General features: G+C 72.1%; 23 protein-coding genes and 1 pseudogene. 10 read left to right on the top strand and 14 right to left on the bottom strand.

Features of this window, described 5'->3' with window-relative positions:
* Positions 1-103: 103 nt before the first annotated feature.
* The 9 genes and pseudogenes from IVW53_07540 to IVW53_07580 all read right to left on the bottom strand — a co-directional run bounded on the left by IVW53_07540 (position 104) and on the right by IVW53_07580 (position 7,338).
* The gene (locus IVW53_07540; protein ID MBF6605418.1) at positions 104-862 is read right to left on the bottom strand and encodes an HAD-IB family phosphatase; all 759 of its coding nucleotides are present in this window, start codon (positions 860-862) and stop codon (positions 104-106) included.
* On the bottom strand, positions 862-1,788 hold the full coding sequence (locus IVW53_07545; protein ID MBF6605419.1) for a DMT family transporter: 927 nt from the start codon (positions 1,786-1,788) through the stop codon (positions 862-864). The genes IVW53_07540 and IVW53_07545 overlap by 1 nt, the downstream gene beginning before the upstream one ends.
* A gap of 92 nt (positions 1,789-1,880) precedes the next feature.
* Entirely contained in the window at positions 1,881-2,036 is a 156-nt protein-coding gene (locus tag IVW53_07550; protein MBF6605420.1) for a hypothetical protein, read from the bottom strand.
* A 20-nt stretch (positions 2,037-2,056) separates the two neighbouring features.
* A complete protein-coding gene (locus tag IVW53_07555) occupies positions 2,057-2,605 on the bottom strand; it encodes a hypothetical protein (GenBank protein ID MBF6605421.1) in 549 nt (182 codons plus the stop codon).
* 15 nt (positions 2,606-2,620) lie between these two features.
* Positions 2,621-3,328, bottom strand: a complete 708-nt coding sequence (locus tag IVW53_07560; protein MBF6605422.1) for an ABC transporter permease — start codon at positions 3,326-3,328, stop codon at positions 2,621-2,623.
* 6 nt (positions 3,329-3,334) lie between these two features.
* Positions 3,335-4,140, bottom strand: a pseudogene (locus IVW53_07565) (ABC transporter permease).
* 68 nt (positions 4,141-4,208) lie between these two features.
* A complete protein-coding gene (locus IVW53_07570) occupies positions 4,209-5,291 on the bottom strand; it encodes an ABC transporter ATP-binding protein (protein ID MBF6605423.1) in 1,083 nt (360 codons plus the stop codon).
* A gap of 68 nt (positions 5,292-5,359) precedes the next feature.
* Entirely contained in the window at positions 5,360-6,289 is a 930-nt protein-coding gene (locus tag IVW53_07575) for a pseudouridine-5'-phosphate glycosidase (GenBank protein ID MBF6605424.1), read from the bottom strand.
* A gap of 26 nt (positions 6,290-6,315) precedes the next feature.
* Positions 6,316-7,338 (bottom strand): carbohydrate kinase family protein, encoded by a 1,023-nt coding sequence (locus tag IVW53_07580; GenBank protein MBF6605425.1) that lies wholly within the window; start codon positions 7,336-7,338, stop codon positions 6,316-6,318.
* A gap of 116 nt (positions 7,339-7,454) precedes the next feature.
* Between IVW53_07580 and tkt the strand changes: the two genes are divergently transcribed.
* The 7 genes from tkt (at position 7,455) to IVW53_07615 (ending at position 15,910) form a co-directional block, all read left to right on the top strand.
* Positions 7,455-9,563, top strand: a complete 2,109-nt coding sequence (tkt, locus tag IVW53_07585) for a transketolase (protein MBF6605426.1) — start codon at positions 7,455-7,457, stop codon at positions 9,561-9,563.
* A 1-nt stretch (position 9,564) separates the two neighbouring features.
* Positions 9,565-10,023, top strand: coding sequence for an RpiB/LacA/LacB family sugar-phosphate isomerase (locus IVW53_07590; protein ID MBF6605427.1), 459 nt, complete (start codon positions 9,565-9,567; stop codon positions 10,021-10,023).
* Positions 10,024-10,154: 131 nt separating this feature from the next.
* Positions 10,155-11,822, top strand: coding sequence for a glucose-6-phosphate dehydrogenase (gene zwf, locus IVW53_07595; GenBank protein ID MBF6605428.1), 1,668 nt, complete (start codon positions 10,155-10,157; stop codon positions 11,820-11,822).
* Positions 11,822-13,096, top strand: coding sequence for a glucose-6-phosphate dehydrogenase assembly protein OpcA (locus tag IVW53_07600; protein MBF6605429.1), 1,275 nt, complete (start codon positions 11,822-11,824; stop codon positions 13,094-13,096). The genes zwf and IVW53_07600 overlap by 1 nt, the downstream gene beginning before the upstream one ends.
* On the top strand, positions 13,093-13,890 hold the full coding sequence (pgl, locus tag IVW53_07605) for a 6-phosphogluconolactonase (GenBank protein ID MBF6605430.1): 798 nt from the start codon (positions 13,093-13,095) through the stop codon (positions 13,888-13,890). Before IVW53_07600 ends, pgl begins: the two co-directional genes overlap by 4 nt.
* A 29-nt stretch (positions 13,891-13,919) precedes the next feature.
* Entirely contained in the window at positions 13,920-14,756 is an 837-nt protein-coding gene (locus IVW53_07610; GenBank protein ID MBF6605431.1) for an alpha/beta hydrolase, read from the top strand.
* On the top strand, positions 14,753-15,910 hold the full coding sequence (locus tag IVW53_07615; GenBank protein ID MBF6605432.1) for a citrate/2-methylcitrate synthase: 1,158 nt from the start codon (positions 14,753-14,755) through the stop codon (positions 15,908-15,910). Before IVW53_07610 ends, IVW53_07615 begins: the two co-directional genes overlap by 4 nt.
* Here the strand turns inward: IVW53_07615 and IVW53_07620 are convergent, their stop codons facing one another.
* Positions 15,911-17,149 carry an MFS transporter gene (locus tag IVW53_07620; protein ID MBF6605433.1) on the bottom strand — a complete coding sequence of 413 codons (1,239 nt, stop codon included), beginning with the start codon at positions 17,147-17,149 and terminating at the stop codon, positions 15,911-15,913.
* Between the two features lie 92 nt (positions 17,150-17,241).
* Between IVW53_07620 and IVW53_07625 the strand changes: the two genes are divergently transcribed.
* Positions 17,242-18,096, top strand: a complete 855-nt coding sequence (locus tag IVW53_07625; protein MBF6605434.1) for a Rieske (2Fe-2S) protein — start codon at positions 17,242-17,244, stop codon at positions 18,094-18,096.
* An 83-nt stretch (positions 18,097-18,179) separates the two neighbouring features.
* On the opposite strand, the gene IVW53_07630 is transcribed toward IVW53_07625, so the two are convergent.
* The 3 genes from IVW53_07630 to IVW53_07640 are packed head-to-tail and all read right to left on the bottom strand — an operon-like array spanning position 18,180 to position 22,439.
* Positions 18,180-19,031 carry a DMT family transporter gene (locus IVW53_07630; GenBank protein MBF6605435.1) on the bottom strand — a complete coding sequence of 284 codons (852 nt, stop codon included), beginning with the start codon at positions 19,029-19,031 and terminating at the stop codon, positions 18,180-18,182.
* 8 nt (positions 19,032-19,039) lie between these two features.
* Positions 19,040-21,232, bottom strand: a complete 2,193-nt coding sequence (locus tag IVW53_07635; GenBank protein ID MBF6605436.1) for an AAA family ATPase — start codon at positions 21,230-21,232, stop codon at positions 19,040-19,042.
* A gap of 37 nt (positions 21,233-21,269) precedes the next feature.
* On the bottom strand, positions 21,270-22,439 hold the full coding sequence (locus IVW53_07640) for a DNA repair exonuclease (protein MBF6605437.1): 1,170 nt from the start codon (positions 22,437-22,439) through the stop codon (positions 21,270-21,272).
* 325 nt (positions 22,440-22,764) lie between these two features.
* Between IVW53_07640 and IVW53_07645 the strand changes: the two genes are divergently transcribed.
* Positions 22,765-23,103, top strand: coding sequence for a zinc-ribbon domain containing protein (locus tag IVW53_07645; GenBank protein MBF6605438.1), 339 nt, complete (start codon positions 22,765-22,767; stop codon positions 23,101-23,103).
* A gap of 186 nt (positions 23,104-23,289) precedes the next feature.
* Positions 23,290-24,891 carry an MFS transporter gene (locus IVW53_07650; GenBank protein ID MBF6605439.1) on the top strand — a complete coding sequence of 534 codons (1,602 nt, stop codon included), beginning with the start codon at positions 23,290-23,292 and terminating at the stop codon, positions 24,889-24,891.
* Here IVW53_07650 and IVW53_07655 read toward each other — a convergent pair.
* The gene (locus IVW53_07655; protein ID MBF6605440.1) at positions 24,880-26,073 is read right to left on the bottom strand and encodes a DUF3048 domain-containing protein; all 1,194 of its coding nucleotides are present in this window, start codon (positions 26,071-26,073) and stop codon (positions 24,880-24,882) included. The two genes, IVW53_07650 and IVW53_07655, sit on opposite strands and share 12 nt — an antisense overlap.
* Positions 26,074-26,127: the final 54 nt, after the last annotated feature.

Raw genomic sequence — 26,127 nt, forward strand, 5'->3', positions numbered from 1 at the left:
ACGTGCCGCCCCGAACACCGCGGCCGTGACGAACGTTCCACGGATGAGCGGATGAGACAACGGGCGGCCGATCGCGGACGGGCGGAGACCGCTCGACTCGCGGTCATGCCGGCGGATCCGCCACGTCATCGCCCCAGACCTCGGGTCCGCAGAAGAACGGACGGTCCCGCGGGCGAGGCATGAGCGGACTCGCTGCATCCGCGTGCCACGCCGCGAGCGTCTCCGTGAGCCAGGCGTCGATCTCGGCGAAGTCGCTCCAGGGTCGATATGGCCAGCCGTTGGCGACACAGATCGGGACGAGGGCCCGCTTCGCGAAGATGAGGTCCGCATAGCCGGCCGCGTAGCGGTCCGACTCGCCGTCGCCGACGAAGACGACGGCCCGCCCGGCCGCGCGCTGGGCGAGGACCCGCTCTCGCTTGCATGTGCCGCAGACGAAACACCGTGGATGGCCGTACGGCCAGGCGATCGCCGGCGGACCGTTCCCGTCCCACGTCATGGCCGCGGTCGCGATCGGCACATCCGGAAGGCCGAGGCGGGCGAGAGCCGGCGCGATGAAGAAGCCGAATCCGTCCGACACGACCTCGACGGGCACGCCCGCCTCACGGGCCCGCCAGACGAACGGCGCGAAGGCCGGGTCGTGGGGCTGCGCAGCCGCGGTCGCGAGGAGCGGACCCGCATCCGCCGGCATCCGGGCGACCTCCCATTCCATGAGCCGACGGGAGCCGAGCCGACCCTCGTCGTACTGCGCGGCGAAGCGCTCCCAGCCGCCCGGCGCGTGGGTCGCCACGACGATGTCCGAGACGTCCGTGAGCGCGATCGTCCCGTCGTAGTCGACGAGGATGGCAAGGGGCGGCTCGTCCATCACGCCATCGCCGCCCGAAGCCGCGGATCACGCCTCGCGATCGACACGCCGAGCACGATGATCATCCCGCCGACGATCTGGGCGGCGAGGATCGGCTCGCCGAGGACGATCGCCGCGAGGACGATCGCGAACGCCGGGGTGAGGAACTGCAGGTTCGTGATGCGGGTGGGGCCGACGAGCGAGATCCCCCAGAAGATGACGACGTTGCCGAGGGCGGTCGAGAGGAAACCGGAATAGGCGAGGCCTGCGAGCTGGGCGACCCCCACCCGGCTGACGTCCACACCGGCGAGCTGCCAGATGCCGAACGGCGCGAGCGCCAGCGCACCGAACGTCACCGTCCACGCCGTCGCCCGGAGGGGCGAGAACCGCCGCAGGACGCTTGCCCCGAAGCTCACGTAGCCCGCCCAGCAGACCGCCGCGATGAGCGTGACGAGGTCGCCGAGCCCGGCGCTGTCGAGGGCGAGCCCGTGACTGGCGGCGACGAGCACGACGCCGCCGAACGCGACGGCCGCCCCGATCGCCTTGGGGGGACTCAGCGTGTCGGTGCCGATGACGACGGCGACGAGCGCCGTGAAGATCGGCGTCGAGCCGATGATGAGCGCCGAGTTGCCGACACTCGTCGAGTCGAGGGCCGTGGACCAGAGCATCTGGTAGATCCCGAAGCCGAGGAACCCGAGGCCCGCGAGGGCCGGCACGTCGCGACGGGGGATCGAGATCGACCCTTCCCGGAGGCGGCAGATCGCGAGCAGGACGAGCGCCGCCAGACTGAAGCGGAGGAACGCGTAGCCGATCGGGCTGAGGACCGGGATCGTCGCCTTGACGACGACGAAGTTCGCCGCCCAGAGGACCATGACGCCGACGCAGGCGAGTTCGGCCGCCCGGAACTCGAACGACGACCGAGGTGCGATCGGAGATCGGCGCTCCACGATCGGCGCCACCGACATGGAGACGCCCGCCGGGCGGTCGGCGGGCGTCGCTGCGGTGGCCGGGCCGGAGACTCCGGCGCGGGAAGGTTCGATCAGGCGCCTTCCTGGTCGAGCTCGAGGGCCTCGTCGTCCGCCTCTTCGGTGAGCTTGAGCCAGACGAACAGGCCGGCCAGCACGAGGAGCGGGATGACGATGAGCGCGCCGAGCGTGACGCCGAGGGCTATGGCGACGGTCCGCAGTGCTTTCATCTGTACCTCCTGGTCGCGGGTCAGTTCGGCGCCGCGCCGCCGGACGCGTTGGGCGGGATCCGGAGACTCGGGCCCTGGGCGACGAGCCCGTCGATGTCCTCCCGGGTGAACTCGGCGAGGACGTGATGGCTGCCGGACTGATCGGCCATGAGCAGACGGACGACGAAGGCGCCGTCCTGCTCGAAGAAGAACACGTCGCGCGGCTTCTGTTCGTCCATGTACCGGCCGAGGACGCGGAACGCCCGCTCATAGTAGCCGGCGGCATCCCAGGTGGCCTTCGCGGCGACGGGATCGAGGTTCGCCATGGCACCGCGTCGGGCGATCGCCTCGTCGAGGAACCGGGCGATGTCGTCGTCGACGAAGGTGAGCGTCTCCTTGCCGAGCCGACCCATGGATTCGGACCAGCCGCCCTCGCCGGTCGTCGCCGATACCACGATCCCCTGCACGATGAACCCGTCGGGAGCCTCGACGAGGAGGACCTCCTTCATGCCGCGCTGATCGAGGAACGCGCCGATCGAGCGGAAGACCTCCTCGAAATCCTGGCGCGGGCTGCCCTCGTAGATCCGCATCTGGCCCTCGGACTGTCAGTACCCCGTCGTCTGGTCGATGAGGCCACGATCCTTCGCTCGGCGCTCACTGACCCGGAACGCGAGTGTCGCCGCGAGTGTAACCACGACCCCGGTGACCAGCAAGGCGGCGACGATCGTCACGGGGTCCGGTCGATCGGCATGGACGAGCCGCTCGAAGAGCGATCCGCTGCCGCCGATCCCGGTCGGACTGTCCGGCAGAAGACCCCGCCGAACGCCCTCGATCCACCAGCTCAGCGGAGAGACGAGGCCGACCGCCTGGACGGGATCGGGGAGGACGGACAGCGGGAAGACCACGCCCGAGATGAGGAACAGCGCCCCGGCGAGCGCCTCGGGATAGCGCCACGAGTCCTGCCGGGTCTGGAGGCAGACGGCGGCCATGAGGATCCCGATCGCGACGACCGCACCGAGGCCGACGACCATCGAGACCCCGCTGAGGATCGGGTCCACGCGGGCGGGATCGAAGCCGACGCCGAGGAAGACGAAGCCGACGCCGAGGGCGATGACCGCCCCGATGAGCCCGACACCCACCCGGGCGACCCCTCGGCCCAGGACCGGCTTGGCGACCGAGTAGATGGCGAACAGGACCGGGTCCGTCCAGTTCGCCTCCATCTGCCAGCCGAGGCGCGCGGCGGTCCCGAACGCGCGCCAGCCATCGCCGCGCTCGGATCTCCGCGGTCGCCCGACGGCGCTGCCGACGTCCATCGCCGCTCAGCCCCAGCGGAGGGACAGGCGCCCCTCCGCGCGGGCCCGCTGCTCGAGTGCGGCGAGCATCCAGCGAGCCACGACGAGGAAGACGACGGTCATGACCACGAGGATGCCCGCCTCCACCGATGGCGACGGGGTCCCGAACGAGGCACTCCCGCCGACGAATGCGAGCTGCCGCATCGCGTCGAGCCCCACGGCGAGCGGGATCGTCGAGATGGCGAGGGTGCCGAGGGCTCCCAGCCGCCGACCGGGAAATTGAGGCCGGACACGAAGTAGACCGGCTCCACCGCGAGCTGGGTGAGGTGCCACGCCTCGCGACCCCAGAGGAGGAACAGGCTGGCGAGGACCATCCCGAGGCCGTACAGCGCAGCGAGGGTGAGGAGGAAGACCGCGGCGAGGAGGCCCCACTGGTCGACGCCGAACCGGACGTCGAAGGCGATGGCTCCGATGACGAGCACGACCGAAGCGCGCACCGCGCTCATGACGAGCCCCCCGACGGCCATCCCGAGCAGGATGCTCATCATGCTCACCGGGGCGGTGAAGTAGAGCTCGAGATTGCCCTGGTCCTTCTCCCAGTACAGCTGGGCGGCCATCATCCACATGACGTTGAGCCAGAACGCCGTCATCGCCCCGCCGAGGACGACGAAGCCGACGTACTCCGGCGGCGCGTGGAGTGCGCGGTAGACGTAGACGAAGCCGGCCGTCGTCATGAACGGGAGGAGGATCTCGAAGAAGAGCCAGCTCCGTTCGCGGAAGATGCCGGAGACGCGCGGGTAGGCCCGTCCGCCGATCCCGCGGATGTTCGTCATGAGCTCGTGGCGTGGTTCCCAGGCGGCCGCCTCGGCCGGGCTCGCCGTCGGCCGGTGGACGTAGGCGCTCACGTCGAAGCCAGCTCGGCGGCGGCCGGCCCCGCGGTCGGATCGGAGGTGTCGTCGAAACCGCGGCCCACGAGCTCCACGAAGACATCCTCGAGGCTCGGCTCCGACTTGCGGAGCGAAACGATCTGGGCGCCCAGGCCGCCGAGCGCACCCACGACGCCGCCGAGCGCGGCATCGTCGACCAGGACGAGGTTCATCGTCACCGTCTGGCGTGCGTCCGCATCGACCCGATCGGCGTCCGTCGCGGGGACGGCGCTGACCACGCCGGGCAGCCGGGCAAGGGTCGCGGGTCCCCCATCGAGGTGGTCGAGCTCGAGTCGGAAGATCGATTCGCGCTGGACGCGCCGCTTCAGCTCGTTCGGAGTCCCGATCGCGAGGATCCGGCCGTGGTCGACGATGGCGAGCCGCTCGCAGAGCTCGTCCGCCTCCGCCATGTAGTGCGTGGTGAGGAGGATGGTTCGGCCCGGGACGGCGGCCTTCCAGGCGACGACGAGCTCGCGGACCGCCCGTGCGGCCGCGACATCGAGGCCGAGCGTCGGCTCGTCGAGGAAGAAGACCCACGGGTCGTTGAGGAGGCCCCTGGCGAAGTTCATCTTCTGGCGCTGCCCGGTGGACAGCGTCCCGACCCGCTGGGTCCGCTGCTCCTCCAGGCCCACCGCCTCGATGAGCTCGTCGACCCGGCGCTGGCCGTCGCGGACGCCGAGCCCGTAGAACTGCCTGAACATCCAGAGCTGCTCGCGAACGGTGAGCATGCCGTAGCCCGACTGCTCGCCGCCGGCGACCATGTTCATGATCCGCCGGAGCTGCTTCGTCTGGGTCGCGACGTCGAAGCCGAAGACCCGGGCCGTCCCCTCCGACGGCAGGAGGAGCGTGGTGAGGATCTTGATGAGCGTCGTCTTCCCCGCCCCATTCGGTCCGAGCAGCCCGAAGAACTCACCCGGCGCGACCAGGAGGTCGATGCCGTCGAGGGCGACGACGGGTTTCGGCTTCGTCTTGTAGATCCGGCGGATCCCACGGGCGTCGATCGCGGGCGGGGAGCTCGGATGCGTCGCCGACGATGGGCTCGGCAGCGGGGCGGGCATGACTCGGCCTCACTGAGGTCGGGGAGGGCGCTGAGTATAGCCCCCGTTCCAGTCCGCTCAGCGGTCGCTCAACGGTCGGCGAGCCCCTTCGCGATCCGACCGGCGACCTCGGCATCGTGGACGATGAGCGCAGTGTTCGCCCGAACGGACGCGCCTCCGGTGAGGCTCGCGATCCGGGCGAGCAGCCAGGGCGTCAGCGCCGGACCGACGATGCCGGCGGCGGCTGACTCCGCGACGGCCGTCTCGATCGCCTGCCGCGCCTCGGCCTCCGGCAGCGCGTCACTCGCCGGAACGGGCGTGCAGAGGAGGATCCCGGAGCCGAGTCCGAGCCGAAGGTGAGTCCGGACGAGCTCGATCGCGGCGACGTCGTCCGCGACCCGGCCCGGCGCGAGGAGGCCACTCGTCCGGCTGAAGAAGCCCGGCAGCTCCGCCTGGCCGATCGCGACGACCGGCACGCCCCGCGTCTCGAGGTATTCGAGCGTCGCGGCCACGTCGAGGATCGCCTTCGGCCCGGCACACACGACCGCGACCGGAGTGCGGCCGAGCTCGTCGAGGTCCGCGCTCACATCGAGACTCGGCCGCGCCCCACCGAGCGCTCCGCGATGGACACCGCCGATCCCGCCGGTCGCGAGCACGCGGATGCCCGCCGCGTCGGCTCCGAGCATCGTGGCCGAAACGGTCGTCGCGGCCCATCCGCCGGCGAGCAGAGCGAGGGAGAGGCTCGGGCGGGCGACCTTGCGGATCGTGCCCGCCGGAGCCGTCCCGAGCGCCTCGATCGCCCCATCGTCGAGCCCCACGAGGAGGCGCCCGTCGTGGACCGCGATCGTCGCCGGGGTCGCACCCGCTGCCCGCACCGCCGCGTCGGCGGCGCGCGCGACCGCGACGTTGTCCGGATATGGCAGCCCGTGGCTGATGAGTGTCGACTCGAGGGCGACCACCGGCCCGCCGCCGGCGAGGGCGTCGGCCACCTCGGGCGCGATGACCAGGCGGTCGTGGATGGAACCCGCGGTTCGGCCGCTGCGACTCACGGTCGGAGGGTACCGGACGGCCGCCCGACCGGTGTGCCGGCGCCCGATGCAACCGCGATCTCGCGACGCGGCCGGGTCAGCTGGCGCGCTGCCGCGCGATTGCCGGCGACCGCGGCGCGGCGGAGCGCGGGGATCGGCGCGCGGCCTGCGGAACGCTCCGCGAGCCAGGTCACGAGGAAGCCGGCATCGAAGGCGTCGCCGGCCCCGGTCGTGTCCTCCGTCGCGATCGTCGCCGTCGGCACGTCGAGCCGCGTGCCGCCATCCGCCGTCCGGGCGAGCACGGACGCACCCCGTGCGCCGCGCTTGATGACGACGACGTCCGCCAGCTGGTCGAGTCGATCGAGCGCGGAGACGCCCATGAGTGCCTCGGCCTCCGCGGCGGTGGCGAACAGGAGATCGGGTGCGATGCGAGCGATGAGCGTCCTCGCGGCGACTCGCCCACCGGCGAGGAGCGGCCCCGCCGAGGCGAGGTCCACGCTGACGATCGCCCCCGCGGCCCGACCGAGTGCGGCCGCTCGCCGGCCGGCGCTCCCGAGCGGCTCGCCGAGGAGGGAGTACGCCGGCAGGTGGACCGCGTCGGCGCCGGCGAACCAGGCGGCATCGAGGCGGTCGGGGCCGAGCCCGTCGGCGGCTCCTCGATCCGCGACGAACGAGCGCTCACCGTCCGGCGCGACGACGATCCCGATCCGCCCCGTGGGCAGGCCGGCGACACGGAGGGCGCGGACGCGTACGCCGACGATGCGCAGCTCGCGGACGAGGCTCCGTCCTGTCGCGTCGCGGCCGACCGCACAGACGAGCGCTGAGCGGGCGCCGAGACGAGCAGCCCAGCGGGCCGTGTTCGCTGCCGATCCGCCCTGGCGCAACCGGACGGTGCCCGGCACATCGGTTCCGGAGCGGAGCGGGGCGGCCGGGGCGATCGAGACGTCGAGCATGAGGTCGCCGACGACGACGATCGTCGGGCGCGAACGAGGAGCCGAGGGCGCCCTCGCTGGCGCGGCCGGACGACGACCCGCTGACATGCGGCGCAGCATAGGTCGGCCGCCGGCGGCGCGGGCGGGCGCGGTGGCCGAGGGCGCTCGCGGCGGGCGCTGGTACGATGCGAGGCACGTTCGCCTCCATCTCCGGAGCATGCCCGATGACCGCCGCCACCGACCCGACCCGCACCGCCGAGCCGTCGCTCGACCAGCTCGCGATCGACACCATCCGGACGCTCTCGATCGACGCCGTCCAGAAGGCGAACTCCGGTCACCCGGGCGCCCCGATGGGCGCGGCGCCGATGGCGTACACACTCTGGACGCGGTTCCTGCGCCATGCGCCGCGGACGCCGCACTGGCCGGACCGCGACCGATTCGTCCTGAGCGCCGGCCACGCGAGCATGCTCCTCTACTCGCTCCTCCATCTGACCGGGTACGACGTGACGCTCGACGACCTCGAGCATTTCCGGCAGTGGGGATCGCGGACGCCGGGCCACCCGGAGCACGGCCGCACCGCCGGCGTGGAGGCGACGACCGGTCCGCTCGGCCAGGGCTTCGCCAACGGCGTCGGGATGGCCATCGCCGAACGGCGGCTCGGCGCGGAGTTCGATCGGCCCGGCCACACCGTCGTGGACCATCGGACGTTCGCGATCTGCTCGGACGGCGATCTCCAGGAGGGGATCTCCTCGGAGGCGGCGAGCCTCGCCGGCCACCTCCGCCTCGGCAAGCTCATCTACCTGTACGACGACAACCACGTCCAGCTGGACGGGCCGACCCGCATGGCGTGGAGCGAGGACGTCCTCGAACGCTTCGACGCCTACGGCTGGCACACCGAGCGCGTCCACGACGGCAACGCGACCGCGGAGATCGAGGCGGCGATCGATGCCGCACTCATCGACGAGCGGCCGAGCCTCATCGCCGTCCGCACGCATATCGGCTACGGCAGCCCGAACAAGCAGGACAGTTCGAAGGCCCATGGCGCGCCGCTCGGCGTGGAAGAAGTCCGCCTGACGAAAGAGGCGTACGGCTGGGACCCGGATCGATCGTTCTACGTGCCGGACGAGGTGCGCGTCGCGATGGGCGGGGCCGTCGAGCGGGGCGAGCGGCTCGTCGCCGCCTGGGAGGCCCGGCTGGCTCGCTACGCCGAGGCGTTCCCGGATGAGGCCGCCGAGCTGCGACGACGGATCGCCGGCGAGCTCCGCGCCGGCTGGGCGGACGGTCTCCAGACGTATGACGTCGGCGAGGACTACGCCACCCGTCAGGTGAGTCAGCGATCGATCCAGGCGCTCGCGGACCGGGTGCCGGAGCTCTTCGGCGGCGCCGCGGACCTCTCCGAGAGCAACCTCACGGACATCGCCGAGGCCGGCGACTTCGAGGCCGACGAACCCGGACGGAACCTCAGGTTCGGGGTCCGCGAGCATGGCATGGGAGGCATCGGGAACGGGATCGCCTATCACGGCGGCTTCATCCCGTACGTGGGGACCTTCCTCCAGTTCAGCGATTACATGCGCGGCTCGGTCCGCCTCGCCGCACTCGCCGGGATCCACATCGTCTACGTCTGGACCCACGATTCGATCGGTCTCGGCGAGGACGGTCCCACGCACCAGCCGATCGAGCACTATGCGGCACTCCGCGCGATCCCGAACCTGTGGTTCGTGCGACCGGGCGACGCGAACGAGGCCACCGCGGCATGGGTGCTCGCACTCGAGCGTCGGGACGGCCCCGTGGCGCTCGCCCTCACCCGCCAGAAGCTCACCACCTACGCCGAGACCGCGGACCGCGCGCGCGATGGCGTCCGGCGGGGCGGCTACGTCGTCCGCGAGTCGTCCGGCGGCGCGTCCGGCATCGACCTCATCGTCATGGCGACCGGCTCGGAGCTCGGCCTCGCCATGGAGGCGAACGTCCGCCTCGAAGCGGACGGGGTCCGGACACGGGTCGTGTCGCTGCCGTGCTGGGAGGCGTTCGAGCGCCAGGATGCAGCATACCGGGAGGCCGTCCTGCCCCCGGCGGTCCGGCGGCGGCTCAGCGTGGAGGCAGGAGTGACCCTCGGCTGGGACCGCTGGGTGGGCGACGAAGGCGCGATCGTGGGGATCGACCATTTCGGCGCCTCGGCGCCGGCGGCCACGATCTTCAGTCACTTCGGCTTCACGGTGGACCACATCGCGGAGGTCGCCCGCGGCGTTGCCGCCGGGACGATCCGCGGTCGAGTACCCACCGTCGACCCAGGTCATCAGCCGGCCGGCCTCGGGCTCGGCCGCGGCGGCCACTGAGGTGCGGATCGCGTTCGCGGCGGACCACGGCGGAGCCGCGCTCAAGGGAGAGCTCCTCCGCGTCCTGCGGACCACCGCGACCGAGCATGAGTTCATCGATCTCGGCGGGGACGGCAGCGACCCGGCGGACGACTACCCGGACTTCAGCGTCCGGGCCGGCCGAGCGATCCAGGACGAGGCGGCGGACCGGGCGATCCTCATCTGCGGCAGCGGCGTGGGCGCCTCCGTGGCGGCGAACAAGATGCGTGGCGTCCGCGCCTCTGTCTGCCACGACACGTATTCGTCCCACCAGGGCGTCGAACACGACGACATGAACATCCTCTGCCTCGGAGCACGGATCGTGGCGATCGAGCTCGCCCTCGAGTGCTGCCGGGCGTTCCTCGGAGCACGGTTCTCCGGTGAGCCGCGCCACGTCCGACGCCTGAGGAAGGTCCTCGCCATCGAAGCCGCGGAAGGCTGAGCGGGCCGAACGCGGGGCTGAGCCAGACCGTCGGGATGTAGTTGTCCGGGTTGCCGATCCTCGGCGATGGTACGCCGCAGCGGAGCCCGCCGATCCCACGGGGCGGCCCACGGCGGTAGGATGCGCGACGAATGACGACGAAGGCATCGCCCGCGATCGATTCGCCGAACCCGGTCGCCACAAGGCCGGCGAAGGACGCACCGCGGACGATCCGTGACCTGCGGCTCGCCCGGTCCGGCAGGCGTCGCACGGACCGCCGGGACTCGAGGCGCGCGGAGAACCCCCTTCGCGAGGGCCTCCGCCTCGAGCGGATGCCGGATCCGTTCGTCTTCGTCCTCTTCGGCGGCACCGGCGACCTGGCCCACCGCAAGGTCGTGCCGGCGCTCTATCAGCTGTGGCGGACCAACCTCCTGCCCCATGAGTTCATGCTCGTCGCGATCGGCCGGCGACCGTATGACGATGAGAGCTTTCGGACGGATATCCGCGCCGCGCTCGACCGGTTCAGCCGGGTCCTGCCGGTGGACGAAGCCGTCTGGGCCGCGTTCCGCGAACGGATCGTCTATCACAGCGGTGACTTCAACGACGCCGACACCTACGCCCGGCTCTCGGCTCGCCTCGATGCGTGCGACACGGACCACGGCACGCGCGGCAACCGGCTCTACTACCTCGCCACCCACTCCTCCTCGTTCCCCGAGATCATCGGCGAGCTCGGCCGGGCGGGCCTCGACCACGAGGTCCATGGCGGTGGCTGGCGGCGGATCGTCATCGAGAAGCCGTTCGGTCGCGACCTCGAGTCCGCCCTCCGCCTCAACCGCGAGGTCGGCAAGGTCTTCCGCGAGTCGCAGGTCTACCGCATCGATCACTACCTCGGCAAGGAGACCGTCCGGAACCTCCTCGTCTTCCGCTTCGGCAACGGCATCTTCGAGCCGATCTGGAATCGGCGCTATGTGGACCACGTCCAGATCACCGTCGCCGAGTCGATCGGGATCGAGGGCCGCGGATCGTTCTACGAGGAGACGGGCGCGAGCCGCGACTTCCTCCAGAACCACCTCATGCAGCTCCTCAGCCTCGTCGCCATGGAACCGCCGGCGAGCTTCGACGCGGACGCCCTCCGCGACGAGAAGGTGAAGGTCGTCCGGGCGATCGCGCCGATGGAGCCCGACGCGATCCGGAGCGACATCGTCCGCGGCCAGTACGGCCGCGGCTGGGTCGCCGCGACGGAGGTGCCCGCGTACCGGGAGGAGCCGGACGTCGATCCCGAGTCGGAGACGGAGACGTTCGTCGCCGCGCGCTTCGAGATCGACGACTGGCGCTGGGCCGGCGTGCCGTTCTACCTGCGGATGGGCAAGCGGCTGCCGAAGCGGGCGACGGAGATCGCCATCCAGTTCCGGGCCGTCCCCCACCGTCTCTTCACCGGGGCCGGCACGGATCCGGAGCCGAACCTCCTTGCCATGCGGATCCAGCCGGACGAGGGCATCCTCCTCCGCTTCGGCGCGAAGGTGCCGGGCCTCGGCATCGACGTGCGGGCCGTGAACATGGACTTCACCTACGGCTCGGCGTTCAATGTGGACTCGCCCGATGCCTACGAGACGCTCATCCTCGACGCCCTGCTCGGCGATGCGTCGCTCTTCACCCGCGCCGACGAGGTCGAGGAGGCGTGGGGGATCGTCACCCCGATCCTCGACGCCTGGGCCGACTCGCCACCTCCGGACTTCCCGAGCTACGAGGCCGGCTCATGGGGCCCGACCGCCGCCGACGATCTGCTCGCCCGGGACGGGCGGCGCTGGCGGCGGATCTGATGGCAGGCGGCTCGGGGGTCGCCGTCGCGGATCGGCCCGCAACGCCGGGAGAGCCGACCCTCCGCTGGGCGTCGCGCGCCCATTCGATCGCCGAGATCGAGCAGGAGCTCGGGAAGATCTGGGCCGTTCCCAAGCTCACCGCCGTCGTCGAGGGAGTCGAGGAGCGACACGTCGCCGCCCGCACGAGTGTCATGAACCTCGTCGTCGTCGCCCGCCGCGACGAGCTCGGCGAGCACGCGGCGGCCGTGATCCGCCAGTTGACCGGCCGGCATCCCTCGCGGACGCTCATCCTCACCTCGGCCGATCCCGAGGGACGCTCCTGGCTCGACGCGAACATCCAGGCCTTCTGCGTCCTGCCACGGGCCGATGCGGCGGAGACGTGCGCCGAGGAGATCCACATCCGCGCCGGCGGCGCGGCCGGGCGCCACCTCGAGGCGATCGTCGCCCCGCTCCTCATCCACGACCTCCCGGTCACCCTGTGGTGGCCGTCCGAGATACCGTTCGGTTCCGGGGCGGCCCGCGACCTGCTCGCGATGGCGGATCGGCTCATCGTCGACGGATCGAGCTGGACCGGCGACGGGCTCGCCCGCCTCGGCGAGCTCGCCGCGGCGATGGATCGCGATCGGCTCGCCGTCAACGACTTCGCGCTCATCCGGCAGAGTCGCTGGCGGGAGGCGATCGCCTCCGTCTTCGACCTGCCGGAGTTCACCCCGTATCTCCGTTCGATCCGCCGGATCTCCCTCACCTACGGGACGCACGACGAGACCGGTGCGCCGGGCTCGACGAACGTCGTGAAGCCCGTCTACCACGTGGCCTGGCTCGCCTCCCGACTCGGGATGACCGTTGAGCGCCCGCTCGGACCGGTCGACGGCGCGAGGGCCGCCACGCGGGCCCCTGGTCGGCTCGGAGTCCGGACCGGTGCCGGCGGCTCGCCGGCACTCCATCGTGGGCTCGTCGCGAGTCTTCGGGCCCAGCGGTCGGATGTCGCCGTCGTCATCCGACCGGTCCTCTCGGCGATGCCCGCCGGGACGACGCTCCGGGTCGAGCTCCTCGCCGAGCGTCGCGGCTCAGAGCTTCGCGCCGACGTCACGGCGGAGGCGGAGACCGTCCACGTGCGCGTCTGGCTCGATGGCGTCGCGGCGCTGGAGCGCTCCTTCCTCGCCGCCCGCAGGACGGAGGTCGACCTCCTCGGCGACGCGATCGAGGCGGGCGGCCGCGATCCGGCGATCGCCCGCGACACGATCCGCATGGCCGCACGGCTCGCCGGCGGATGACCGCTCCGGAAGGGTCGGCGAGCGAACCGAGCGTCATCGTCCTCGCGGATTCGGCAGCGGTGTCACTCGCCGCGGCCGAGCGGATCGCGGACTCGCTCGCCGCGGCGGTCGCGGCGCGCGGACGAGCCCATCTCGCGACGACCGGCGGGTCCAGCCCGGCCGGCATCTATCGGCATCTGGCGATCCCCCCTCTCAGCGATCGCGTGCCGTGGGAGCGGATCGACATCTGGTTCGGCGACGACCGGCTCGTGCCACGCGATGACCCGCTCTCGAACGTGTTCCCGGTCGATCGGGTCCTCCTGGGCGGTGCGGGCGTCAGGCTCGGCCCGGATCGCCTTCATCCGTTCCCGTGCGGGCGCGCGATCGAGGAGCGGCGCGGCGCCGCGTGGTGCGCCGCCGCATACGCCGCGGAGGTCGCCGCGGGTGTTCCAGCGGACGCGGCGGGCTGGCCGGTCTTCGACCTCGTCCTCGTCGGCATCGGGCCGGACGGCCATCTCCTCTCGGTGTTTCCCGGCAGCCTCGCCCTCGGGTCGGATCTCCTCGCCCTCGCCATCCCGGCCCCCACACACGTCGAGCCGCACGTGGAGCGAGTGACGCTGAATCCGGCGATCCTCGGCGCCGCGCGAGAGATCCTCGCGATCACCCACGGCACGGCGAAGGCGCCGGTCATCGGCGCGATCTTCGGCCCGCTGCGCGACCCGACCCGCTGGCCGGCCCAGCTCGCGCGACGGGCGGGAGCGGCCTGGCTCCTCGATGCCGCCGCCGCCGCGGAGCTGCCTCGCGACCCGCGATGATCGGCCACTGGGCGGGCCCGGAGCCGGCGTTGCACGTCATTGCGCCGGACGGCGCGCGGCTCGCTGTCTTCCGATCGGGCACCGGGCCGCCGCTCCTCCTCGTCCATGGGACCACCGCCGACCACACGACGTTCCGGGTCGTCGGCCCGATCCTCGCGGCCCGCCGCACCGCCCATGCGATGGACCGCCGCGGCCGCGGCGCGAGCGGCGACCAGCCGCCATATCGCATCGAGCGGGAATTCGAGGACGTCGCTGCCGTCGTCGAAGCGATCGCGGCCGAGGCCGGACTGACCGTGGACGTGCTCGGTCACTCATTCGGCGGCGCGGTCGCGCTCGGTGCCGCCGGCCTGACGCCGCGGATCGGCAGCCTCATCCTGTACGAGAGCGCGCCGGCCGTGCCAGGCCTCGCCGCACCGCCGGTCGACATCGTCCGCGATCTCCGTCGGCTCGAAGCCACCGGCGACGACGCCGGGCTCCTGCGGTCGTTCCTCGTGCGGGTCGTCGGGCTGACCCCCGCGGAGATCGCGCGGTTCGAGGCATCGCCGGTCTACGCGGACCGGCTCGCGGCGGCCTCGACCGTGATCCGAGAGCTGACTGCCGGCGGCCACGCGCCGGAGCCGGCGCGTCTCGAGGCCATCACGTCGAGCGTCCGGATCCCCGTCCTCCAGCTCCTTGGTGGCGCGAGCGGCGCGCTGTTCACGGCCGCCACGGCCGCCCTCGATGCCGCCCTCCCTGACGGTCGCGTCGTCCTGCTGCCCGGCCAGAAGCACGCCGCCCATCACGACGCGGCGGACGGGTTCGTCGCCGAGGTCGAGTCGTTCCTCGATGGGCGTCGGACGCGCCGGAGGACTACCATCGAGACATGACAGAACGATCCGCGACCGGTCTCGCGTCTCCCGCCGCCGCGGCGCTCGCGGCCTCCGCGCCTGCGGACGATCGTCCGTATTCACCGGGCCTTGAAGGGGTCGTCGGCGCCGAGAGCGCCATCGGCCTGGTCGATGGCAGGAATGGGCGGCTCCTCTATCGCGGCTACCCGATCGGCCAGCTCGTCGAACGCGGGACATACGCCGAGGTCGCGGACCTCCTGTGGACCGGCGAGTGGCATCCGGGCGCGATCCTGGCGCCGACCCCGGTCCCGCCAGCGGTCATGGCGGTGCTCCGCGAACTGCCACGGGACGCCTCGCCGATGGACGCCCTCCGGACGGCCGTCTCCGTCTGGGGCACGACGCAGCATCTGACCTGGCCGCCCACGCCGGAGCAGGCGCGGGCGCTCACGGCCTTCTCGCCGTCGGCGCTCGCCGCCTTCAGTCGGCTCCGCCAGGGCCTCGAGCCCGTCGAACCGGATCCGTCGCTCGGTCTGGCGGCAGGCTTCCTCCAGCAGCTCACGGCGACCACCCCGGACCCGGCGGCGACCCGCGCCCTCGACGCGTACTTCATCGTCGGCGCCGAGCACGGTCTCAACGCCTCCACGTTCACCGCCCGGGTCATCACCTCCACCCGGAGCGACATGGCTTCGGCCGTCTGCGGCGCCATCGGGGCGCTCAAGGGACCGCTCCACGGCGGCGCCCCGTCGGAGGTCGTGAATCAGCTCCACGAGATCGGCTCACCGGAGCGGGCGGAGGCCTGGGTCCGGGCGGCGGTCGCTCGGGGCGATCGGATCATGGGCTTCGGCCATCGGGTCTACCGGGCCTACGACCCACGGGCAGCCGCGCTCCGCACCGTGGCCGAGCGGATGTCGACGACGGCAGAGTGGCTCGAGATGGCGGTCGTCGTCGAGGATGTCGTCCTCCGCGTGCTCGCCGAGCTCAAGCCCGGGCGGATCCTCAAGACGAACGTCGAGTACTACGCCGCGGCCGTCCTCCAGGGGGTCGGCCTCCCACCGGAGCTGTTCCCGTCCATCTTCGCCCTCGCCCGCCACGCCGGCTGGACGGCCCACGTGATCGAGCAGTCGTCGGCGAACCGGCTCATCCGGCCGGACATGCGGTACACCGGACCCGCCGACCGCGACCTGCCCGCCTGATCACGCCGCTGGCGGCACGGGCGCCGCTGGCGGCGGCACGGGCGCCCGCCGACTGAGGACGACGATGAGCGGCCCGCCGGCTAGGAAGACCGCTGCGGCGAGGACGAACGGCACGCCGACGCCGAAGCCGACGACGACCGCGGCGAGGATCGGGCCGACGATCCCGCCGAGGTAGAGCGGCAGGTAGACGAGGTTGAGCGTCTGCGACCGCCGGTCCGCCGGGACCTCCGTGCCGAGGAGCGAGAAGACCATCGGCGCGACCATCGCGTAGAACGCGGCCAGCCCGAACGCGACGAGAGCGAGGAGCGGGACGGTGGGTGCCAGGGGCATGGCGAGGCTCGCGACCCCGGCGCCGAGGAAGGCCACGACGAGGACGGGCCGATAGCCGATCCGGTCGCCGAGCCAACCCCCGATCGGGGCCACGAGCGCCCCCACGAGCGCGGCCGAGCCGTTCACCAGACCGATCGCGCTCGTCTCGTCGAGCGACCCGTTCACCCGCGACACGAGGATCGGGATGTACGGTCGGGTCACCTGGTTGGCGAGGAAGGCGACGAAGAAGATCGCGAAGATCCGCCGAGTCGGGTGATCGCCGAGGACGCCGCGGAGCGCCCCGAACGCGAGATCGAGCGTTCGGCCGCGCGGGATCACCTCCGGCCGCACCTCCTGCGAGAGGACCGCGACGAGGAGGGCAGTACCCACGGACAGGCCCGCCGACAGGGCGAACACCGCCGGCAGACCCCAGCCGAGCCGATCGACGACGATCCCGCCGATGACCGGACCGATGGCGAACCCGATCGGCGACGAGCTGCCGAACAGCGACATGGCCATGCCGATCCGCGCCCGCGGCACGGCATCACGGATGGCCCCGAGCATGATCCCGGTGTTGCCGAGCTGGAAGCCCACGAGGAGCATGCTCGCCGCAAGCTGCCACGGCTCGCGGGACAGGGCGACGCAGGCGAAGACGACCGCCTCCACGACGGCGCTTCGGACGATGACCGCCTTGCGGCTGTACTTGTCCGCCCAGACGCCCCACAGCGGGACGAGCGGCATGCCCACGACGAAGATGAGCGCCCCGAACAGGCCGACGAAGTGGAGGCGGTCCGACCCGTGGACTCCCATCCCCTCGAGGTAGGTCGGGACGAAGGCGAAGACCTGACTCACGCCGAGTCCCTCGACGCACGAGGTGATCCAAAAGATCGCGAGAAGGATCCGCCAATCCTGGCGGCGCGTATCGGTCATGAGACGGGGATGGTAGCGGAGCACCACGCGCGCCCGCGGCATCCGGGCCGTCGCGCGCCGGCATAGACTCGCCACGATCGGAGGACGTCGTCATGGCCCACTTCCTCGAACGTCTGATGGCCGCCCAGGATGGCTGGGCCCGGCCGTTCGGCGAGTTCAACCACCGCTGGCTCAGCGCCCTCTTCAGGCCGATCCGACCGCTCAAAGACCTCCTCAACGGGACCTGGCTCGGCCATCCCGTCCACGCCGCACTGTCCGATGCGCCGATCGGGATCCTCACCGTCGTCGTCGTCCTCGACGTGCTCGGCTACCCGGCGGCGGCCGACGTCGCCCTCGTCCTCGGCATCCTCTCGATGATCGCCGCCGCGGTCGCCGGAGTGGCGGACTACACGGACACGGATGGTCGGGCCCGGGCGCGTGCGACCCTCCACGCGACGCTCATGGTCGTGAGCCTCGTCGCCTTCATCGTCTCGCTCGCGATCCGGGCGGACGGGCCCGCGGATCGGTCGGTACCGGTCGTCCTCGTGATCGTCGGCTATGTCGTCCTCCTCGCCGGAGGGTTCGTCGGCGGCGACCTGGTCTTCCGCTTCGGCAACATGGTGGACCGCCACGCCTGGCGGACCGGCGGCGCGAAGTGGCTGCCGCTCGAGGTCCCGGGTGACGACGTCCCGGAAGGATCGCCGACGAAGGCGAAGCTTGGCGCGAACACGCTCGTGCTCATCCGCTCCGGCGACACGATCCACGCGCTTCACGATCAGTGCGCCCACGCCGGCGGTCCGCTCTCCGGCGGGACCGTGATCGACGGTTGCATCGAGTGCCCGTGGCACGGCTCGCGGTTCCGCCTGGCAGACGGGCGTCTCCGCCGCGGTCCGGCGCTGTATGACCAGCCCTCCTACGAGGTCCGGCGCGGCGAGCACGGCTGGGAGGCCCGCCGAGCGGGCGCCTGAGCGCGCGATCCTCCAGACCCACCCTGAGCGCCGCTGGCGCGGTGGAGACCCGCCGCGTTCATGCCTCCCGCGGCGGTCGTCGGTCAGCCGCCGGCGATGAGGACGATCGCGAGGATCGCGGCGCCGATGCCGGCCGCATGTCGGCGCGTCACGCGGTCGCGGAGGATGACGCTCGCGAGGACGATCGTCGTCACCGGATAGAGCGACGAGAGGACGCCGGCGAGGTCGAGCCGTCCGGCCTGGGCGGCGAGGATGAAGAAGCCGTTGCCGGCCATGTCGCCGAGGCCGACGGCGACGGCGATCGGCACGGCGGCGCCGCGAAGCCGCCACGCGCTCCCCGTCGCGAGGACGACCGCGCAGATGACGATCGCCTCGACGCCGCGCACGACGACGAGCGGCCCGAACACCGAGCCGGCGGCGAACCGCGAGGCGAAGACATTGAACAAGCCGAACCCGACGCCGGCGAGGAGGCCGAAGCGGACGCCGGCCGGGCGGGCCTCTGCCGGTCCTGCCGAGGTCGAGACGAGCACGACGGCCGCGAGGGCCAGGGCGATGCCGACGACCTGGCCCGGGAGGGGCGTGCCCTGGAGGAACCAGCCGGCGACGACCGGGAGCGTCGCGGCGAGGACGCCGGTGATCGGGGCCACGACGGCGATCCGGGCGGTCGCGAGGCCGTGATACAGCCCGGCGACGCCCGCCGAGCCGGCGACGCCCGCCGCGATCGCCCAGCCGAGATCGTCCAGCCGCGGGAACGACTCGCCGCGGCCGAGCGCAAGGCCGAAGGCGATCGCCATGCCGACGGCCTGGGAGACGAGGACGACCCCGAAGACCGGTCCGCGGCGCGCGGCCATCCCGCCGCCGAAGTCGGCCGATCCCCAGGTCAGAGCCGAGAGCAACCCGTAGACGACCGTGAGCGACGGTCCATCACCGACCATCCGGCCCGTCAGCGGCGCGCCGGAGCGGCGCCTGCACCCTCGGCGACCCGCTCCTCGTCGGCACCCTCCGGCTCGGTGAGGACGACCACCGCGTCCGCGACCGCGTCGTAACGGTCGGAGGTCGTGAGGTACACGACCTGGAAGTCCGCCGTGAGGCGCTTGAGGAGCGCCACGCCCCTGGCGGCACGGACGTCGTCGAACGTGACGAACGGATCGTCGAAGATGAGCGGCGGGCGGCGGTCGCCCGTCACGAGCCGAACGAGCCCCAGGCGGGCGGCGAGGTAGACCTGATCGAGGGTGCCCTGGCTGAGCTCGCGAACGTCCACCCAGTCCGCCTTCTCGGGCGCCCACACGGCGATGTCGAGGGTCCGATCGTCCACGCGCACCCGCCGGTAGCGACCGCCGGTGATGTCGGCGACGCTCTTCACCATCTCCTTCTCGAGATAGCGGGTCGCCGTCCGCATCGTCGCCTGCTCGGCCGTGTCAATCGCCGCGAGCGTCTGCTCATAGACGCGGGCCCGCCGCTGCAGGGCGGCGAGCTGCTCGCGCCACATCGCGAGACGTTCGGCCTCGCCGCTCACCGCCTCCGCGTCCACGGTGTTCGCCTCGACGCGGGCCCGGGCGCCCGCCTCGTCGTCGCGGGCGCGCTCGAGCGCGCCCTCCGAATCGCGCACCTCCGTCTCGAGGCGCTCTCTCGCGCGGGGCTCCTTCGCGATCGGTCCGAGCGCCTCGAGCGCGCCGGACTTCTGGTCGATCTCGAGGGCGGCCGCATCGCGAAGCTCCGGCAACGAGTCCGGTGGCTCCTTGCCGACGAGGCCGTCGAGTTGCGCCGAGAGCGCGTCGATCCGGGTCACGTGGGTCTCTTCCGCCTCGAGGAGCGCCTCGGCGGCGGCGAGATCCGCCAGGCCGAGGCCCGCCAGCTGCGCGGAGGTGTCCGCCTGGGCTTTCTTCAGGTCCTCCTCGAGGAGCGAGCGGCCGCGAAGTCGGCGGTCGATCTGGACATCCGCCAGCTGCCGCTGGCGCCGGAAGTCGAGGGCGAGGATCCGCTGCCGCCGGGCGAACGCGGCGATGAGCGCGCCGAGACCGATCAGGCCGAGGCCCACCGGCAGGAGGAGCGGCGAGTCGCGAAGGAAGAGCTGCGAGGTGCCGGCGAGGACGAACCCGACGATGACGACGACGAGCCCCACGGCGGCCGGCGCGACCCAGGTGGGCTCCGGAGTCGTCACCTCGTAGTCGACGTCGACCTCGCCTCCGAGCGTCGCCCGCAGCTCGCGGATCTGCGTGTCGAGCGAGCGGATCCGGTTGACGGTCGGGCGGAGGACGGGGAGCGGATGGATCGACGGGTGCGAGGTGCGGAGCGTCGCGATCTCGTCGCGGACTCCGACCGCGGTCCGGTACCGCTCGAACCGTTCCTGGGCCGCCGTCCGCTCGGCGATGAGGCGCTCCGCCTGGCGTGCCTTCTCGAGGAGTGAGCGACCCTCGACGAGCGCCGACTCGACCGCCGCGCGACGCTCGCGTGCCACGGCGAGGACGTCGCGATCGCGTTCGAGCTGGGCGAGGGCCGCCTCACCCTGCTCGAGACGAGCGGCGGACTGCTTGATCGCCTCATCGGCGACCTTGAGCCGGCCGGGGTTCTTCTCGCCGCTCCTGGCGAGGTCGCGGATCGCCCGGTCCAGCGTCCGGCGGGCCGCTGAAGTCCCGCGGTCCGCGCCGCTGATCGAGGCCTGGAGGCGGTCGCGGAGCGCCCCCTCGTGGAGGGCGAGGTCCGCGATCTCATGGTGCCGGACGGACGCGGTCGAGTGGAAGAACGCCTCGCTCGGGATCCCGGTGAGCGCCGCCACCCGGAGGTCCGCCTCCGTCGGATCGGTCGTCGTCTCACCCTCGATGTCGAGGGCGACCGTCCCCTTGGCGCCGCGGAACGATTTCTCGAGGTGGCCGTGACGGAGCCCGTCCTCATCCTCCGAGACGAACTCGAGTCGCACCCACGGCCGGGCCTCGTCCTTCGCGCCCCACGACCGCAGGCCGTCGATGTCGCCGCTCGCCGAGGTCACCTTGCGGGTGAGCGCGATCTCCACGGTCCGCTGGATCGTCGACTTGCCGGCCTCGTTCGGACCGCGGACCACCGTCAGGCCCGGGGCGAGCTCGATGTCGAGGTCGCGATGCCGGCGGATGTCGCGCGCCTGGAGCCGGGTGATCCTCATCGTCGCGACCGCCCGCCGGCGCGGCGCGTGCGGCAGCTCACAGCGTCACCTCGTGCCCGGTGAGCAGGAGCCGACCGAGGCGCAGGACGTCGCGGATCTCGGCCGCCTCGGCGTCGCGGTCCGCCGCCTCGAGCTCCGCGATGCTGGCCTCCGTGTCCCGGATGAAGGCGCCGAGGATGGTGTCCTCCGGCGGGAGTGCACCGCTCGAGAGGGCGGCGACGGATACGTCGCGGACGCGGATCTTGAGGACGGCGGGCGCGAGCGCGGCCTCGACTTCGTCGACGTCGAGGTCGAGCTCGTCCGGCTTCACCCCGGTGATCCGCACGTCGAGGACGACATCCGGATCGGCGAGCCCCGATAGTCGCTCGATGAGGGCCGGCTGCGTCTCGATCGTCGCCGCATCCACGTCGAGTCGCTGGAATCGGGTCCGCCCGACCTGCCGCTCCTCCACCGTCACCGAGCGGGCGCCGCGGGCATCGACATCGAGCGAAACGAGGAGGACCTTGCCCGCCCGGTCCTGGTCGACGGCGACGGGCTCGGGCGCTCCGGCATAGGCCCATGTCGTCGCGCCGGCACGGCCCTGCTGGGACGAATGCCAATGGCCGAGGGCGAGATAGTCGAGTCCGGACTTCGCGATCTCCTGGGTCGAAACGACGACCTCGTCGTGCTCCGTCCTGCCGGCGATGAGGACGGATCCATGGACGAGCCCGATGCGCCACGTCCGGCGTTCCGGGAGAGCGGCGGTGAACCCGTCGAGCGGGCTGCGCGGCGCGCGTTTCGTCGCGAAGACCCGGCCGTAGACGATCGCGTCGAGGATCGGGTACTCGACCTCCGGGCGGTCCGGGGTGAGGACCACGACGAGGTCGCTGTCCGCCGCGACTCCGGCCAGTGCCGCCAGGTCATGAGCGCGATAGATGGACGAGCGGTCGTAGACGTCGTGCGTACCGGGGATGATGACCGTCCGGATCGTCGCCGCGGCGAGGCGCTTGAGTTCGGCGGCGACCCGCTCCACGCTGCGTCGCGGCTGCGTGTTCGTGTCGAACAGGTCGCCCGCGATGAGGACGAGGTCGACCTTTTCGGCAAGGGACAGATCCACCGTGGCCCGGAAGGCCGCGAACTGTCGCTCGCGCTGCGCCGCCGCCTGCTCGCCGAGGTCCCCGTGACGCGCCCCGAGGTGGACATCTGCGGTGTGGAGGAGTCGCAACACGCGCGGTGAGGCTCCCGCTGATCGGCCGTCGACGTCGAGCCCGGTCGGGCGAGCGAGGTGCCCCCGTGCCCTCGCCCGCGGGTCGAGTCTCGGCGGGCATTGTGACAGGTTCGGTGGCACACAGGCGAGCCGTGAACGGAACGCCCGAACGGGCTCCTTCGCGAAACGGTGCTATCCTCCGGCCGGATCACCGGTGCGCCCCGTTTCGGGTCCTCGACATCGGCACCTGGGGCGCGTCGCACCCGGCCTCTCCCCGCCGACGCGTCCCGATGTCCGACCCGTGCGACGCGCACGTACCGAACGACTGGCGCCTGGGAGGCAACCCGTGACCTACACCGACCGACCGATCACCTGCGTGGACTGCGGGGTCGAGTTCATCCATTCCGCTGCCGACCAGGAGTTCTACGCCCAGAAGGGCTTCGTCGCAGAGCCGAAGCGGTGCACGAGCTGCCGGGCCAGTCGGCGCTCGGCGCGCGAGGGCGGCTACGACGTCCGCGACATCGGCGGCCCGCGCGGCTACGAGCGCGGCGACGACCGCCCCATGCGGGAGTACTTCGCCGTCGTCTGCAGCTCGTGTGGCAACCAGGCCCAGGTGCCGTTCAAGCCGCGAATGGACCGGCCGGTGTACTGCTCAGACTGCTTCCGGACCGTCAAGCCGAGCTGACCCGGGCGAGCGAGCGGCCGGCCGGGACCCCCCATCCGCTGATGAAGCGGGCTTCCCGTCCGGCCATCGCGCACGATATCGGTCCGGTGCCGGCCGAATCGACTCGTTGACCATCCATACCGGTCGGGCCGGCGGAAGGTTCGAATCCGTCTTGTCGCGCGCGGCCCACGCGGTCCCGATCGCCTGATGCGACGCCAGGATTGGACCATGGTCGCGGCGGTCCTCGGATCCTCGGCGATCTTCCTCGATGCGACGGTCGTCAACGTCGCGCTGCCCACGATCGGCCGGCAGCTGCCGGCGACGTTCGTCGGCGTCCTCGAGGGTCAGACGTACATCACGAGCGGCTATCTCGCGACGCTCGCCGCATTCCTCATCCTCGCCGGCGCCCTGGCCGACTACTACGGCCGACGTCGCGTCTTCTCGATCGGCCTCGCGGCGTTCGCCGCGACATCCGCCCTGTGCGGCCTCGCCCCGAGCCTCGAGATCCTCGCCCTCTTCCGGGTCCTCCAGGGCGCATCGGGCGCACTCCTCGTGCCGTGCTCGCTCTCCATCATCACGGCGACGTTCGACGGGCCGGATCGTGGGCGCGCGTTCGGGATCTGGGCCGCCGCGACGTCGGCGACGTCGATCCTCGGTCCGCTCGTGGGCGGAATCCTCGTCGATACCCTGAGCTGGCGGCTCGCGTTCCTCATCAACGTGCCGATCCTCCTCTTCGCCTTCGTCGTCACCCGGCGGTACATGGCGGAGTCCCGGGATGAAGCGGCGAATGGCCGGTTTGACTGGCTCGGGGCGATCGTCGTCGCCCTCGCGGTGGGCGGCCTCGCCTTCGGTGCGATCCGGGGCCAGGAGAAGCAGTGGGCGGATGGACTTGCCTTCGCCGCGCTCGGAATCGGGATCGTCTGCACGATCGCGTTCCCGATCCTCATGGCCGTCCGGCCGAACCCGCTCGTTCCGCTGTCCCTGTTCCGGGTCCGCGAGTTCGCCGTCATCAACCTCTCGACGCTGCTCATCTACGGCGCTCTGTACGGGACCTTCGGGTTCCTCGGCCTGTTCCTCCAGGGCGTCCTCGGCTACACGGCGTTCGCGGCGGGACTCGTCGGCCTCCCGACCGGCATCCTCCTCACGCTGCTCTCCACGCGCGTGGGCACGGTGGCGGCCCGCGTCGGAGCGCGACCGTTCCTCGTCATGGGCCCGACGCTCATGGGGATCGCCCTTCTCTGGTATGCGCGGATCCCGGCGACGAGCCTCCCGTGGCGCGCGCTGTTCACGGACCCTGCAAGCCTCATCCCGCCGATCTCGACCCTGACGGACGTCCTGCCGGCGACCCTGCTCTTCGGCTGCGGGATCGCCCTCGTCGTCGCGCCACTGACGACGACGCTCATGGGCTCGGTGCCCGTCCGCAACTCGGGGCTCGCATCGGCGATCAACAACGCCATCTCGCGGGTCGGCCAGCCGCTCCTCGCCGCGGTCATCTTCATTGTCGTGAGCGGGACCTTCTACGCCACGCTCGCCGCCAAGGTGCCTGGTCTCGACCCGAACTCGGCCGCGATCCGTCGCGGCGTTCCACCGCTGAACCCGCCGATCGGGGCCGTCCCGCCGGAGGTCGCGCTCGCGAGTCGCGAGGCGTCGACGGACGCCTTCCACCTCGCCGTCACGGTCGGGGCCGTGCTCCTCTTCTCCGGTGCGGCCGTGAACTTGGTCGGCCTTCGCGGCCGGCGAGCGGCGGACCCGGAGATCGAGTCTGACGCGGGCGGCGGCGCCCTCCCGGACCCCGACTCACGGGACTGAGGACGTCTGGAACGACGCCGAGGGCGAGCCGCTCCCGGGGGACGCGCTCTGGCCGGCCGCGATCCCGGCGACGATCTTGACCGGATCCGTGGGCTCCATGACCTGGATGAAGGTCTGGCCGGCCGTGAGGACGACCTCGCTGCCCGCCGCATCGTAGAACCTCGTCGGCGCGGCAAGCGACGGCTTGCGCCAGGTCCCCTTGATCGTGACGCCGTTCGTCGCGATCCACGCCGTGCCGCTGCCGACCACCGTCGCTTCCAGGCGGTGCTTCGCGGGCTCGCCGTCGTTGAGCGGCCCGAAGACCATCCGCATGACGATGACGTTCCTGGGCGAGACCGGGAGCCTGGTGCCGGCGTCGATCTGGCGGACGCCGCCGCTCACGTACCGCGCGTACGTGTTCGTCGCCTGGTCGTAGCGGTAGACGATCGTGTTGGCCGGGTAGTCGACCTCGATCGAGCCGCCGCTCGGGCGTGCGGCGAGCGGGGCGTCGGTACCGAACTGCCAGGCCGCGGCCGGCGGGGCGGCCGTCGCCCCGAGCTTCGTCGCGAGCTCGCGGAGCTGCAGGCCGGTCGTGTACAGGTTGTGCGGCGGGAACCGGTCGGTCGTCCGCCGGAAATATGTCCCGTTGAAGAACTGGTCGGCGTTGTAGACGAGCTGCCCGCCGCCCTGCGCCGCGAGGGTCTCGAGCGCCTGCGGCGAACCGCCGGCGTGGACGTACAGGGCGTCCCATTCGGCTGCCCAGGCGATGAAGTAGTAGCGGGCGCTGCGGATCGGCCCGACGTCCTTCGGCAGTCCCTCCTGGAAGACGAGCATGTAGCGCGGGATGCCGCCCTCCGCCGGCGCCTGCCAGACGACCGACGCGTCGGTGAAGCCGGACTGTGGTCGGGCCGGGTAGAGGTCGTCGATCATCACGGCGATCGGGTGGGCGAGGGCCTGTTGCGTGGTGATCGGCAGCCCGTCGAGCGGACCGGGCACGAGGACGGGGGTGGGGATCGGGGTGGGCGTCGGGGCCGGGGTGGGCGCGGCCGACGGCGCCGGAGAGGCGGTAGCGGCGCTCGGTGGAGCTCCGAGTGCAGCGGGCCCCGACCCGCCGATCTGCACCGCCGCGCCGAGGGCGACGGCGCCGAGCGGGATCGCGATGACGGCGACGATGGCGACCGCGACGACGATGCGGCGGCTCACACGGACTCCTCTCTCGAGAGACGAGGCGAATGCCGCGCGTTCGCGGCCGAGCGG

This window comes from Chloroflexota bacterium (genome assembly GCA_015478725.1).
Taxonomy (GTDB): Bacteria; Chloroflexota; Limnocylindria; order Limnocylindrales; family CSP1-4; genus C-114.